Annotated in this window: 13 protein-coding genes; 9 read left to right on the top strand and 4 right to left on the bottom strand. The window is 65.6% G+C overall.

Going from position 1 to position 13,046, the window contains the following annotated elements; genetic code table 11:
• The first annotated feature begins 21 nt into the window (after window positions 1–21).
• Genes P9A16_RS16025 through P9A16_RS15985 form a run of 9 tightly spaced genes read left to right on the top strand, consistent with a single transcriptional unit; the run spans window position 22 to window position 8,029 of the window.
• Window positions 22–897, top strand: a complete 876-nt coding sequence (locus P9A16_RS16025) for a sugar phosphate isomerase/epimerase family protein (RefSeq protein WP_023515410.1) — start codon at window positions 22–24, stop codon at window positions 895–897.
• Window positions 894–1,679: a 6-phosphogluconolactonase gene (locus P9A16_RS16020; RefSeq protein ID WP_024271379.1), complete on the top strand. Its 786-nt coding sequence runs from the start codon at window positions 894–896 to the stop codon at window positions 1,677–1,679. The genes P9A16_RS16025 and P9A16_RS16020 overlap by 4 nt, the downstream gene beginning before the upstream one ends.
• Window positions 1,676–2,620, top strand: coding sequence for an ROK family protein (locus P9A16_RS16015; RefSeq protein WP_024271380.1), 945 nt, complete (start codon window positions 1,676–1,678; stop codon window positions 2,618–2,620). The genes P9A16_RS16020 and P9A16_RS16015 overlap by 4 nt, the downstream gene beginning before the upstream one ends.
• On the top strand, window positions 2,617–3,690 hold the full coding sequence (locus tag P9A16_RS16010; protein ID WP_023514798.1) for an ABC transporter ATP-binding protein: 1,074 nt from the start codon (window positions 2,617–2,619) through the stop codon (window positions 3,688–3,690). Before P9A16_RS16015 ends, P9A16_RS16010 begins: the two co-directional genes overlap by 4 nt.
• 1 nt (window position 3,691) lies before the next feature.
• Window positions 3,692–4,600: a carbohydrate ABC transporter permease gene (locus P9A16_RS16005; RefSeq protein ID WP_023514797.1), complete on the top strand. Its 909-nt coding sequence runs from the start codon at window positions 3,692–3,694 to the stop codon at window positions 4,598–4,600.
• Between the two features lies 1 nt (window position 4,601).
• A complete protein-coding gene (locus P9A16_RS16000; RefSeq protein ID WP_023514796.1) occupies window positions 4,602–5,441 on the top strand; it encodes a carbohydrate ABC transporter permease in 840 nt (279 codons plus the stop codon).
• Between the two features lie 29 nt (window positions 5,442–5,470).
• Window positions 5,471–6,556 (top strand): Gfo/Idh/MocA family protein, encoded by a 1,086-nt coding sequence (locus P9A16_RS15995; RefSeq protein WP_023514795.1) that lies wholly within the window; start codon window positions 5,471–5,473, stop codon window positions 6,554–6,556.
• 32 nt (window positions 6,557–6,588) lie between these two features.
• Window positions 6,589–7,155 (top strand): TetR/AcrR family transcriptional regulator, encoded by a 567-nt coding sequence (locus P9A16_RS15990; protein WP_023514794.1) that lies wholly within the window; start codon window positions 6,589–6,591, stop codon window positions 7,153–7,155.
• 28 nt (window positions 7,156–7,183) lie between these two features.
• Window positions 7,184–8,029: a cupin domain-containing protein gene (locus P9A16_RS15985; protein ID WP_023514793.1), complete on the top strand. Its 846-nt coding sequence runs from the start codon at window positions 7,184–7,186 to the stop codon at window positions 8,027–8,029.
• Between the two features lie 40 nt (window positions 8,030–8,069).
• Here P9A16_RS15985 and P9A16_RS15980 read toward each other — a convergent pair whose 3' ends face one another.
• The 4 genes from P9A16_RS15980 to P9A16_RS15965 are packed head-to-tail and all read right to left on the bottom strand — an operon-like array spanning window position 8,070 to window position 12,997.
• Window positions 8,070–9,800 carry an acetyl/propionyl/methylcrotonyl-CoA carboxylase subunit alpha gene (locus P9A16_RS15980; RefSeq protein ID WP_278025756.1) on the bottom strand — a complete coding sequence of 577 codons (1,731 nt, stop codon included), beginning with the start codon at window positions 9,798–9,800 and terminating at the stop codon, window positions 8,070–8,072.
• 10 nt (window positions 9,801–9,810) lie between these two features.
• Complete coding sequence (locus P9A16_RS15975; protein WP_023514791.1) at window positions 9,811–11,403, bottom strand: 5-oxoprolinase/urea amidolyase family protein; 1,593 nt, start codon at window positions 11,401–11,403, stop codon at window positions 9,811–9,813.
• 7 nt (window positions 11,404–11,410) lie between these two features.
• Window positions 11,411–12,220 (bottom strand): putative hydro-lyase, encoded by an 810-nt coding sequence (locus P9A16_RS15970; RefSeq protein WP_023514790.1) that lies wholly within the window; start codon window positions 12,218–12,220, stop codon window positions 11,411–11,413.
• 9 nt (window positions 12,221–12,229) lie between these two features.
• Entirely contained in the window at window positions 12,230–12,997 is a 768-nt protein-coding gene (locus P9A16_RS15965; protein ID WP_023514789.1) for a LamB/YcsF family protein, read from the bottom strand.
• Window positions 12,998–13,046: the final 49 nt, after the last annotated feature.

Below are 13,046 nucleotides of genomic sequence, written 5' to 3'. Positions count from 1 at the left end.
GGGAAACCCAAGGAAAAGACAGTGAATATCGCGATCGCACCGTGCTGCTGGGGCGTCTATTGGCCCACCGGCAACGACCTCGGCTGGGCCGATTATCTCGACCGCATCGTCGCGGCCGGATACCGGCATACCGAACTCGGCCCCTACGGCTACTTCTCCACCGATCCCGCAGTGCTGTCACGCGAGCTGACCAGCCGCGGCCTCTCCATGGTCGCAGCGGCCCATGTCCACACGCTGGCGGATGCGGGGACCGCGGACGCCCTTGCGGAACGGACGCATCAGATCTGCTCTCTGCTCACGGCCGTCGGCGGCACGCATTTCATCCTGATGGATGAATCCGAATTCTACCCGAAGGACCAGATGGGTATTGTCGACGAGGCCGGCTGGCGCACCGTCGTCGAACTGACCCTGCTCTCCGCCCGGATCGTGCGGGACTACGGCCTGCAGTTCAGCTTCCACCCGCATGTCGGCACCTGCGTCGAACATGAGGACCAGATCGATCGGCTTCTTGCGGAGACCGATCCCGATCTCGTCGGCCTCTGCCTCGATACCGGCCACCACGCCTATTGGAAAGCCGATCCGAAGGTGTTCTTCCTGCGGCACACGGCACGCATCAATGCCATCCATCTCAAGAATGTCGATGGCACCTTCCGCGACAGGGTGCTGGCGGAGAACATCCATTGCGACCGCGCCTTCGAGGACGGCATCATGACGGATCTCGACCGCGGCGCCGTCGACATCGCCGATTTTCTCGAGACGCTGCTGGCGAGCGGCTATGACGGCCCGCTGGTCGTCGAACAGGATCTTGCGCCGAAACACCCCGAGACGCCGGAGGCGATCGCCACGCGCAACTTCACCTTCGTCTCGACCCTGCTTGCGGGACGGAGCGGCCGATGAAGACCCTGATCCACGACACGCCCGAGGCGATCGGCGCGCATCTCGCCGCCCGCATCCTCGCGGAGATCCGTGCCGCCAATGCCGCCGGGCGACCTTATGTGCTCGGCTGCCCGGGCGGGCGAAGCCCGATGCCGGTCTATCAGGCGCTGGAGCGCCAGCTCGCCGCCGCGCCCATCGATTGTTCGCATCTCGTCATCGCGATGATGGACGAATATCTGCTGCCCGGTGGCGCCGGCCTCTTTCCTCCAGCCGCCAGCGCGCACTACTCCTGCCGCGGCTTCGGCGAACGGGAGATCGTCGGTCGCATCAACCGGGCGCTGCCGGACGGCCTGCGCATGCCGGAGGCAAACTTCCACATGCCTGCCATCGCCGAGCCGGAAGCCTATGACGGCATGCTCGCAGCTCTCGGCGGCATCGACCTGTTCCTGCTCGCCTCCGGCGCCGGCGACGGCCATATCGCCTTCAACCCACCCGGCTCCGCCCGCGACAGCCGCACCCGCATCGTCACGCTCGCCGAGCAGACGCGGCGCGACAATCTTGCGACCTTCCCGGAATTCCGCGGTATCGAGGACGTGCCGACCCACGGTCTCACCATCGGCATCGGCTCCATCGCCGCGCTGTCCAAGGCCGTCGCGATGATCGTCTGGGGTGACGGCAAGCGCGAGGCCTTCCGCCGCCTTTCGGGCGCAGAAGCCTACGATCCGTCCTGGCCGGCAACCATTCTCGCCGAGTGCCGGAACGGCGAGCTCCACGCCGATACGGCCGCCGGAGCACAACCATGACACGGCACGCGATCGGGGTCGATGTCGGCGGCACCAAGACGAAGGCCTGCATCGTCAGGCTTTCGGACGGCGCGGTCGTCGCCGAGCGCACCGAGGCGACGCCCTGCCAGGACGGCGGCAGCGCGGTGCTCGATCTCGTCTGCCACCTCGCGGCAACCATGCAGGATCGCGCACGCGGGCAGACCCTCGACATCGCAGCCCTCGGCATCTGCCTGCCGGAACTCGTGACACGGGACGGCGAGCCGGCCTCTGCCTGGAATTTCGACTGGCGCGGCCTCGACTACCGCACCCGGCTCGGCGCCTTCGCCCCCTTGCACATCGACAGCGACGTGCGCGCCGCCGCCTTCGCCGAGGGCTGGATGGGCGCCGGCAGGGGCGTCGATCCCTTCGTCTACGCCACCATCTCCACCGGCCTCTCCCATTCGCTGGTCATCGGCGGCACGCCCTATGAAGGCGCCCGTGGCTTCGCCATCCATTTCTCCGGCAGCGATATCGTCGCCTTTGACGACAAGGGCCGCGCGGTGCGGCACAATCTGGAACTTTTTGCCGGCGGCAAGGCGCTCGGCGAGCGCTATGGTGCGATCACCGGGCGCCCGGATGCCTCCGCGCTGGCGCTTTTCGAAGCCGAGGCGACGGACCCGCGCGCCGCGGAGATGGTCGCCAATGCGCTCCTTTCGCTCGCCTCCTATCTCGGCCAGCTCATCAACACGCTCGACCCCGCCCTGCTCGTCCTTGGCGGCGGCATCGGCAGCGCCCCCAAGGTGACGCCGCGGCTTGCCGCACTGACGCGCGAATTCATCTGGGCGGACGGAGCGCGCGACATGCCGATCGTGCCGAGCCTCATCGGTGACACGGCCTGCGCCATCGGCGTGGCAGCGCTGGCAGCCCGGGCGCACGAAAAAATAGCGAAAAAGACACTCAGCAAGATGGAACGGCCATGAGCGGTATAGATCTCATCAATGTCGTCAAACGGTTCGGCGCGCTGACGGTCATCGACGGCGTTAATCTCGAGATTGCCGAGGGCGAGTTCGTCGTCTTCGTCGGCCCCTCGGGCTGCGGCAAGTCCACGCTGCTGCGCATGATCGCGGGGTTGGAGGAAATCTCCGATGGCGAGCTGCGCATCGCGGATAGCCGTATGAACGAGACGCCGCCGGCAAAACGCAACATCGCCATGGTCTTCCAGTCCTACGCGCTCTATCCGCATATGAATGTCGAACGCAATCTCGGCTTCGCCCTGGAAACCGCCCGGCTTCCCGCCGCCGAAATCCGCGAGCGCGTCACGAAGGCCGCAAAATTCCTCAAGATCGACCATCTGCTCGACCGCCGCCCCGCCCAGCTTTCCGGCGGACAGCAGCAGCGTGTCGCCATCGGTCGCGCCCTCGTGCGCCAGCAGAAGCTCTTCCTGTTCGACGAACCGCTCTCCAACCTCGATGCGGACCTGCGCATGGAGATGCGCGTGGAAATTGCCCGCATCCACCGCGAGGTGAAGGCCACCACGGTCTATGTTACCCACGACCAGATGGAGGCAATGACGCTCGCCGACCGCATCGTCGTGCTGAAGGACGGCCGCATCGCGCAGGTCGGCACCCCCATGGAGCTTTACGAGCGTCCGGCCAACCGTTTCGTCGCCAGTTTCATCGGCTCACCGCGCATGAATTTCCTCCCGGGAACGCTGGGGCGGGAAGGTGAGGAAAGCGTGCTGTCGCTATCCGGCAGAAGCTATCGCCTTCCCGCCCATGACTATGCCGGCGACGTCAGCCTCGGCATCCGCCCGGAAGACCTGATCCTCGGTGGCGGCGAGGCGACGCTCGAGGCCGAAGTCTTGCTCGTCGAGCCGCTCGGCGGGGAATCCCTCGTCCATCTCACCGTCGGCGATGGGCGTTCGATCGTCGTCAAGGCACAGGGCAAGCCGGAAATCCGGTCTGGCACCACCATCGCCGTCGGCTGGAACCACGCGCGTGCGCATCTCTTCGACAAGGAAGAGTGCACGATCAAGCCGGGGAGGATGTGACATGGCGACGGGAGCGATACGCATCGGCCTCAATGCCAAGCGGGCGCGTACGGCCTGGCTGTTCCTCGCACCGAGCCTCCTCGTGCTCTTCGCCGTGGCGCTGTGGCCGCTCGGGCGGACCTTCCTCTTCTCCTTCACCGATGCCTTCCTCACCGAACCCGACATCTACGACTATATCGGCCTCGAAAACTATTTCACGCTGTTCGAGGATCCGCTGTGGTGGCAGTCGGTCCGCAACACGCTCTATTTCACCGTCATTTCGGTCTCCATCGAGACAGCGCTGGGACTTGCCATCGCGCTTTTGATGAACGCCCACATTTCCGGCCGCGGCTTCATGCGCGCGGTCATCCTCATTCCCTGGTCCATCCCCGTCGTCGTCAGCGCGCGCATGTGGCAGTGGATGCTGCATGACCAGTTCGGCATCCTCAACCATGTGCTGAAGCTCATGGGCCTCATCGACAACGGCATCGCCTGGACGGCCAATCCCGATCTCGTGATGCCCGTCATCATCGCCGTCGACGTCTGGATCACCACGCCCTTCATGGTGCTGCTCATCCTTGCCGGCCTGCAGATGCTGCCCAAAAGCATCTACGAGGCCGCCTCGATCGACGGTGTGTCGGAATGGCGGCAGTTCACCGCGCTCACCCTGCCGCTGCTTGCGCCCAGCATCGCCGTCGCGGTGCTGTTCCGGCTGCTCGATGCGCTGCGCATGTTCGACCTCAGCTTCGTGCTGTCCTCGAACAGCGACGACACCAAGACCGTGTCGATCTACGCCCGCGAGGTACTGGTCAATTTCCAGGACATGGGCGTCGGCTCGGCGGCAAGCGCCGCAATCTTCCTGATGATCGCCGTGGTGACGGCGATCTACGTGACCGTCTTCCGGCTCAACCGCAAGCTCCTGGGGGTGTGACATGGTGCGCAGTTCAACGGGCAGGCGCCTTCATCGCATCGCAATCTACACGCTCTTTGCCGTGGTCGCGCTCTACACGCTGTTTCCCTTCTACTGGATGATCGCCTCCTCGCTGAAATCCGGCCAGGCGATCTTCGACGTCACCTTCCTGCCCGACCTGAAGTTCAACAATTACGAGGCGATCCTGTCGGACGGCGTGTTCCTGCGCAGCCTGCTGAATTCGCTCATCGTCGCCGCCTCCGTCGTGGCGCTCTCGCTGGGGCTGGCAATCGCGGCGGCCTATGCGCTGGGCCGCATCGATTTCCGCGGCCGCTCGCCGATCATGTTCCTCTTCCTCGCCGTCTCGATGTTCCCGCAGATCGCCCTGCTGTCAGGCCTCTTCGAGATGATCCGCTGGCTCGGCCTCTACAACACGCTCGGCTCGCTGATCTTCGCCTACATGATCTTCACGCTGCCCTTCAACATCTGGGTGCTGACGACCTTCATGCGCAGCCTGCCGCGACAGATCGAGGAGGCCGCCATCATGGACGGCTGCTCGCCGCTGCGCATCGTGCGCTGCATCTTCCTGCCGATGATGGGGCCAGCGCTGATCTCGACGGGCCTGCTCGCCTTCATCGCCTCGTGGAACGAGTTCCTGTTCGCGCTGACCTTTATCCTCACGGACGAAAACCGCACCGTACCGGTGGCCATCGCCCTCATTTCAGGCTCCAGCCGCTACGAGTTCCCCTATGGCGCGATCATGGCCGCGTCGACCATCGTCACCGTGCCGCTGATCGTGCTGGCACTGCTCTTCCAGAAATACATCGTTTCCGGCCTCACGGCCGGGGCGGTCAAGGGATAGGCCCCTTCCGGGGCAGAAAGGTCTTTTCCATGCGTATCGTCCGTGTCGGCCTCATCGGCCTTGGCGAGGTGAGCCAGCTCATGCACCTGCCGATCCTCGCCGATCATCGTCACCTCTTCGAGGTCGCCGGCGTCTTCGATGTCTCGCCGAGCCTCACCGCGCACTGCGCAGGCCGTTATCCGGGCGCCCGCGCGTATGAGAGCGCCGAAGCGTTGCTCGCGGCATCGGATATCGACGCCGTCTTCATCCTGACGCCCGACCAGACGCACCGCCACTATCTCGACCTGGCGCTGAAGGCCGGCAAGGACGTCTTCCTCGAAAAGCCCGCCTGCCTGACGCTCGGCGAGATCGACGACGTCCTGCCGCTTGCCGAAAAATCCGGCCGCCTCGTCTTCGTCGCCTATATGCGGCGCTATTCGGCAAGCTTCCTGAAGGCCAGGGAGATGATGCCGGCGCAGGAGGAGCTGCGCTATGTGCGCGTGCGCGACCTCATCTGTGAAGGCCCGTTCTTCATCCGCCAGACGCGCAACATCTTCTACCCCAACGACCTGGATGGCGCCTTCCTTGCACAGTCCCGCGCCGAGACCGAAGCGCTTCTGCGCGACGTCGCCGGCAAGGACGCTTCACCCAGCCTGATGCGCGCCTACCAGGTGCTGACCGGCCTCTCCTCGCACAGCCTCTCGGCCATGCGCGAACTGATCGGCCTGCCGCAGCGGGTCATCGCCGCCCATCACAAGCAGAACGGCGAGCAGATCGTCGCGCTCTTCGACTACGGCCACTTCACTGCGATCTACGAAGCGCTGATCGACAATGTCGCGCGTTTCGACGCCCGCATCGAGGTCTATTCCGACCGCCGCCGTCTCAGCTTCGGCTATGACACGCCGTACATCCGCAACCTGCCGACATCGCTGGAGGTCACGGACTCGACCGACACGGAAACCGAAACCCGCACCTTCGGCCCGAACTATACCGACCCCTTCGCCATCGAACTGCGCGCCTTCCACGATCATCTCGTGAACGGCACGGCGCCGAAGACGACACTCGGCGATTCCCGCCAGGACCTTGCTTTGATGGCGGAAATCGTCGGTCGCCTGCGCGAAAGTTCGTCGCTATAGCGGGAAGACCAGCAACAGCATCGAGGTTCGACATGGCAAGACGTGGCACCGCCCGGGAACGCATTCTCAGCGCCGCTGAGGAAATCATCGTCAAGGAAGGCGTTTCCTCGCTCACTTTCGACAAGGTGGCGGAGGTGACCGGGCTTTCGAAGGGCGGCATCCTCTATCACTTCGCCAGCAAGGATGCGCTGGTGCGCGCCATGGTCGAACGCTTCGTCTATCGCTTCGAGACCGGTCTTTCCGGCCTCGAAGGTGAGGACGAGGAACCCCATGGCCGCTACACCCGCGCTTATGTGAAGGCCACCATGGGCGGGGCCGCCAGCACCGGCGACCAGTACGACCGTCTCGGCGCCAGCATCACCGCAGCGCTGTCGAACTTTCCCGACCTGCTCGAAATCGTCCACCAGCAGAACATCCGTTGCCAGGCTTCCGTCGAAGCGGACGGCCTGGACCCGATCGAAGCGACGATCATCCGCCTCGCCATCGAGGGCATGTGGATGGCCGAAGTGTTCAACGTCATGCATCTCGACCCCGCCACGAAACAGGCCGTCATCGACCGGCTGATTGCGCGCACGCGCCCGGCGGGCGCCGCCCCCTAGCTTTCCATATCATGAAGAGGAGATTTCCATGGGCTACAAGCCGTCCCCCCGCCCCGTCTTCGACCGGCCAAGCCACATTCCCTATGCCGGCGTGACACGCCATCTGTGGGGCGAGGAGAATGCCGGCCTCGTCGACGACTGGATCTATGCCTCGACGGACAACATCCACCAGATCGTCTTCGGCATGCAGCCCGGCGGCTGCTTCAAGCACACCGATGCCTTCCGCACCATTTTTGGCGCCGACGAGCTGCTCTATGTGATCAGCGGCACGCTGGGGCTCGCCAATCCGGAAACAGGCGAAGTCTGCATCGCCAAACAGGGCGAAGCACTGTTCTTCCGTAAGGACACCTGGCATCACGGTTTCAATCTCGGCGAGGAGCAGGTGCGCGTTCTCGAATTCTTTGCCCCGCCGCCGGCCAAGGGCACGTCGGGCCCCTATGCCCGCACCAAGCCGCTGCTATCGGAAAACCGCTACATCCAGGACGAATTCCTCGGTCGCTGGCCGATGGAGGCGGCCGCGCAGGAGAAGGCCCGCACCATCCATCCCAAGCGCGATGCCGACATGCTCTGGAGCCTCGATGCCGCAACGCAGGGCGCCTATACCGGGTTCTACTGCGCGACGGACCAGCTGACGGTCGGCAAGACGACGGTGCTCGGCGGCAAGCGCACCCGCATCGAACGCCACAAGGGCGACGAATGCCTGTATGTCGTTTCCGGCGTGCTCAACATCCATATCCCGGATGCCGAGGGCCAGGCCTGGTTCGAACTCAACCCGCGCGACGGCTTCTACATCCCCGCCGGGTTCGACCACCAGTATTTCAACATGTCGCACACGCCTTGCGAATTCGTCTTCGGCGTGGCGCCGGATTTCTGATCTGAAAAAGGGCTCTCGAAAACCGAGAGCCCTTTTTGTTTCAGCCTTCGAACACCATCAGCGTATCGCCAGCCTGAAGGTAGTCACCTTCCTTGACGCGCAGGCGAAGCCGGCCGGCCTTGGGGGCGAGGACCTGCGTTTCCATCTTCATCGCTTCCATGACAGCCACAAGGTCGCCTTCCGCGACGGTGGCGCCATCGGCGATCTTGAACGCCTGCAGCGTGCCGGAAACCGGAGCGGCGATGCCGTCCTCGGCAGGACGCCCGCCCTTGCCTGCGGCCGATGCAGCGCCCTGCCCTGCCGCGCCGAGGCCGGCGAGCAGCACGCTCGGAAGGGCGAGCGACACGCGCTTGCCGTCGATTTCGAGATGGGTGCGGACCAGCGTGGAGTCTTCGGTCGGCTCCGGCCGGGCCATGGCATCAGGCATGGCGGCAAAATCGGTCTCGATCCAGCGCGTATGCACCTTGAACCCATCCGTGCCGATGAAGTCAGCCGTGTCGATGGCGGCACGGTGGAACGGCAGGACCGTCGCGACACCCTCGATGCGGAACTCCTTCAGCGCACGGCGGGCGCGGCGAAGGGCCTCGTCGCGCGTCGCGCCGGTCACGATCAGCTTGGCGACCAGCGAATCGAAGACACCGGGTACGGTGGAGCCGCTGACGACGCCGCTGTCGAGGCGCACGCCCGGGCCGGAGGGCGGATCGAAGACCGTGATCGCGCCCGGCGTCGGCAGGAAGCCGCGGCCGGGGTCTTCCGCGTTGATACGGAACTCGATGGAGTGGCCGCGCGGTTCCGGCGTTTCCAGCACACGCAACGGCAGCCCTTCGGCGATGCGGAACTGTTCGATGACGAGATCGATACCGGTCGTCTCTTCCGTGACAGGATGCTCGACCTGGAGACGGGTGTTCACCTCCAGGAAGGAGATCGTGCCGTCGACGCCGAGCAGGAACTCGACGGTACCGGCGCCGGAGTAACCGGCGGCGGCGCAGATCGCCTTTGCCGAGGTGTGGATCTTCTGGCGCTGTTCGTCCGAGAGGAAGGGCGCCGGCGCCTCCTCGATGAGTTTCTGGTTGCGGCGCTGGGCCGAGCAGTCGCGGGTGCCGAGCACCAACACGTTGCCGTGCTTGTCGGCGATGACCTGCGCCTCGATGTGGCGCGGCCGGTCGAGGAAGCGCTCGAGGAAACACTCCCCACGCCCGAAGGCCGCCGTTGCCTCGCGCACGGCGGATTCGTAGAGGTCCGCGACCTCCTCCATCTTCCAGGCCACCTTGAGGCCGCGCCCGCCGCCGCCATGCGCGGCCTTGATGGCGACCGGCAGGCCGTGCAGCTCCGCAAAGGCGACGACCTCGGCTGCAGAGGACACCGGGCCATCGCTGCCGGCGACCAGCGGTGCGCCGACGCTCTGCGCGATACGCCGTGCCTCGACCTTGTCGCCGAGCGCTTCGATGACGGACGGATCGGGGCCGATCCAGATGAGGCCCGCGTCCTGCACGGCCCGTGCGAATTCGGCACGCTCGGAGAGAAAACCGTAACCGGGATGAACTGCATCCGCGCCGGCACGTTTTGCGACAGCGATCAACTTCTCGATATCGAGATAAGTTTCCGCCGGACGCACGCCGCCGAGCCCATAGGCTTCGTCGGCGAGGCGCACGAACAGCGCGTCCGCATCCGGATCCGCATAGACGGCCACGGACTGGAGGCCATGGTCCTGGCAGGCGCGCGCGATGCGCACGGCGATCTCGCCACGATTGGCAATCAGCACTTTCTTCATGGCGGTTCTCCTAGCGGGTCGCGGCAATGTCGGCGAAGGGGCCGATCGGGCGGAAACGGATTTTTGCATTGATCGGGATCTGGCCGGCGAGGTCCAGATGGTATTCGGCGACGGCACCGATGACGGGATAGCCGCCAGTCAGCGGATGGTCAGCGAGGAAGAGCACCGGCTGGCCGCTGTGCGGCACCTGGATGGCGCCCGTCGCCGTGCCTTCGCTCGGCAGCTCCGCGCTGTCCTTGCGCTCCAGCGGCGCCTCGCCGGCAAGGCGGATGCCGACGCGGCTCGATTGCGGCGTCACCTGCCACAGCTGGCTCGTCAGCGTCTCGATGCCCTTCTGCGTGAACCAGTCCGTTCGCGGGCCGAGCACCACGTCGAGCACCACCACATCACCGGCCGAGGGCAGCCCGAGAGCGGGAAGCTCATCGGTCGAAACGCTCGCCAGTCCATCCTTGCGGCCACCCAGCGCGAGCACCGTCCCGGCCGTGACCGGCTCGGGGCCGACGACGGCCAGCGTGTCGGTGGCCGCGCTGCCGAGGATCGACGCGACATCGAAGCCGCCGCGCACGGCAAGATAGGCCCGCATGCCCGCCTTCGGATGGCCGATCGTCACGACGTCGCCCGGCTCCAGCGCGATAGGCTGCAGGATCGAAAAGTCTTGGGCGCGGCCGTCCACATCGCGGACTGTCACGGGACAGGCGGCACCGGCAAGACCGATCACGGCGCGCACGTTGCTTTCGAAGGAGAAGCCGCCGAGGGTGAGTTCGAGCGCCGGCGTGTTGGCCGGATTGCCGACGACGCGGCCCGCGGCATTGAACGCGCCGCGATCCAGTGCGCCGGAGGCGGAAACACCCTGCCCCGTCTGGCCGAAGCGGCCAAGATCCTGGAAGAGAGCCGGCATCGGTGCGGCCAGAACCCTGAACTGCGGCGCATCCGCCACGACGGTGCGATCCGCCTTGGCGGCCGGTACGGGAAGGCTGACCGTCCGGCCCGTCGCCTCCATATCGAAGAAGCGCACACGATAGCCGGGCTGGAACAGTGCACCAGGCTCGCGATCGATGTCCCACATCTTCACCGGCGTCGTGCCGATGATCTGCCAGCCGCCGGGGCTTGCCTGCGGGTAGACGCCGCTGAAGGCGCCGGCAAGGGCGACCGAGCCGGCCGGAATGCGGGTGCGCGGGCTCTTGCGGCGCGGGACATGCAAGGCCGGATCGCCGCCGACGAGATAGCCGAAACCCGGCGCAAAGCCGCAGAAAGCCACGGTGAATTCGCTTTCCGTATGCCGGCGGACGACCTCCTCGACACTGAGGCCGGTCAGCTCCGCAACATCGCGCAGGTCTTCGCCGTCATACCGCACGGGAATTTCGACCAGATGCTCCGACGGTGCGATCTTGGCAGAAAGGTCGCGAATGCCGATCCGGGCTGCAAGATCCGCCGCAGCCACCTTTTCCGGGCGGAAGCGGATCATCAGCGTGCGCGCGGCCGGCACCATTTCCTCGATGCCATCGATGGGATCGGCCTGGAGTGCAGCAAAGAGAGCAAGCGTCTCGTCGAGATTGGCGAGCTCGACGAGGATGGTGGTCAGGCTGACGGGAAGAAAGCGCATCGAACCCTCACGCGTGATAGGCGGAATCGGGGATATCGGTGATGAACATGTGGCCCGGCGCATGGGTGATGGCAAAGGGCACGCCCGATGCCATCACGGCCGCCTGCGGAGTGACGCCGCAGGCCCAGAAGACCGGCACTTCGCCGGGCTCGATGCGCACCGCATCGCCGAAATCAGGTTTTGCGAGGTCGCTGATGCCGATGTCTTCGGGTGCGCCGACATGAACCGGCGCGCCGTGCACCGCCGGGAAGCGGCCGGATATGGTGGCGGCGTCGGCAACGCGCGCGGCCGGGATCGGCCGCATGGAGACGACCATGTTGCCCTTGAGGCGGCCGGCGGGCCGGCAGGCCTTGTTGGTCAGGTACATCGGCACGTTGGTCTTGTCCGTCATGTGGCGGATCTCGATGCCGGCCTCGACCATCGGCGTTTCAAAGGTGAAGGAACAGCCGATGAGGAAGGCGACGAGATCGTCGCGCTCCGCCCAGGCCGCCGACGCATCCGGCGTTTCCTCGGTAAGCTTGCCGTCACGCCAGATACGATAGAGCGGCAGGTCGGTGCGCAGGTCCGCGCCGGGCGCCAAAAGCGTCGTCGGCGAGCCGGGGTCAGAGACATCGAGCACCGGGCATGGTTTGGGGTTGCGCTGCGCGTAGAGCAGGAAATCGAACGCCCAGTCGCGCGGCAGTACTATCATGTTGGCCTGTGTAAAGCCTGGTGCAATGCCGGAAGTGGGCGCAACGAGCCCATCCCGGTAGGTGGACCGCGCTTTGCGGGCGGCCGTGGCGTCGGCATGATCCAGGAAGGCGGTCGGGATCGTCATGGCCGCTCCTTACGCCTTGTCAGCGAAGGAGCGGATGGCGATGCCTTCCGCCTCGAAGCGGCGGCGGATCCCCTCTGCAATCGCCACCGCGCCGGGGCTGTCGCCGTGCACGCAGATCGACTGCGCCTCGATGCGTATCGTGCTGCCGTCGATGGCTTCCAGCGTGCCCTCGCGGGCGAGCTGCACCATGCGGTCGGCGATCGTCGCCTCGTCGTGTAGCACGGCACCCGGCTCGCGGCGCGAGACGAGCTCGCCCTTCGGCGTATAGGCGCGGTCGGCGAAGGCTTCGGCGACGACGGCAAGGCCGGCCTTGCGGGCGAGATCGAGGATTGGCGCATTGGCAAGGCCCATCAGGATCAGCGAGGCATCGACCGCCTTGATGCCGTCGATAACGGCCTGGCCTTGCCTGGCATCATAGGCGATGCGGTTGTAGAGCGCGCCATGCGGCTTGACGTACCGCACGGTGGTGCCGGCCGCAGCGGCGACGCCCTTGATCGCGCCGATCTGGTAGATCACGTCGGCGATCAGCTCCTCGGACGTGGCGTCGAGGTCGCGTCGGCCGAAGCCGACGCGATCGGGATAGGAGACATGGGCGCCGATGACGACACCGTTTTTCGCGGCAGCCTGCACCGTGCGGTAGATGCCCGCCGGGTCGCCCGCATGGAAACCACAAGCGATGTTGGCGGAGGAGACAACAGCGAGCATCGCCGCATCATCGCCCATGCGCCACGCACCGTAGCTCTCACCGAGATCGCTGTTGAGGTCGATCGCTGCCATTGTTTCCTCTCCCTTTCTTAAGTTTTGCCGCTGTTCCGAACGCAAAACC

Origin of the sequence: Shinella sp. 838 (assembly GCF_029623935.1) — a bacterium.
Taxonomy (GTDB): Bacteria; Pseudomonadota; Alphaproteobacteria; order Rhizobiales; family Rhizobiaceae; genus Shinella.
The sequence above is the reverse complement of the archived record's forward strand: the minus strand, read 5'-3'. Positions and strand labels throughout refer to the sequence as shown.

Bases quoted from the DNA above. Each gene is read 5' to 3' on its own strand.
- P9A16_RS16020 (WP_024271379.1), top strand. From the start codon at position 894: ATGAAGACCCTGATCCACGACACGCCCGAGGCGATCGGCGCGCATCTC.
- P9A16_RS16015 (WP_024271380.1), top strand. From the start codon at position 1,676: ATGACACGGCACGCGATCGGGGTCGATGTCGGCGGCACCAAGACGAAG.
- P9A16_RS16010 (WP_023514798.1), top strand. From the start codon at position 2,617: ATGAGCGGTATAGATCTCATCAATGTCGTCAAACGGTTCGGCGCGCTG.
- P9A16_RS16005 (WP_023514797.1), top strand. From the start codon at position 3,692: ATGGCGACGGGAGCGATACGCATCGGCCTCAATGCCAAGCGGGCGCGT.
- P9A16_RS16000 (WP_023514796.1), top strand. From the start codon at position 4,602: ATGGTGCGCAGTTCAACGGGCAGGCGCCTTCATCGCATCGCAATCTAC.
- P9A16_RS15995 (WP_023514795.1), top strand. From the start codon at position 5,471: ATGCGTATCGTCCGTGTCGGCCTCATCGGCCTTGGCGAGGTGAGCCAG.
- P9A16_RS15990 (WP_023514794.1), top strand. From the start codon at position 6,589: ATGGCAAGACGTGGCACCGCCCGGGAACGCATTCTCAGCGCCGCTGAG.
- P9A16_RS15985 (WP_023514793.1), top strand. From the start codon at position 7,184: ATGGGCTACAAGCCGTCCCCCCGCCCCGTCTTCGACCGGCCAAGCCAC.
- P9A16_RS15980 (WP_278025756.1), bottom strand. From the start codon at position 9,800: ATGAAGAAAGTGCTGATTGCCAATCGTGGCGAGATCGCCGTGCGCATC.
- P9A16_RS15975 (WP_023514791.1), bottom strand. From the start codon at position 11,403: ATGCGCTTTCTTCCCGTCAGCCTGACCACCATCCTCGTCGAGCTCGCC.
- P9A16_RS15970 (WP_023514790.1), bottom strand. From the start codon at position 12,220: ATGACGATCCCGACCGCCTTCCTGGATCATGCCGACGCCACGGCCGCC.
- P9A16_RS15965 (WP_023514789.1), bottom strand. From the start codon at position 12,997: ATGGCAGCGATCGACCTCAACAGCGATCTCGGTGAGAGCTACGGTGCG.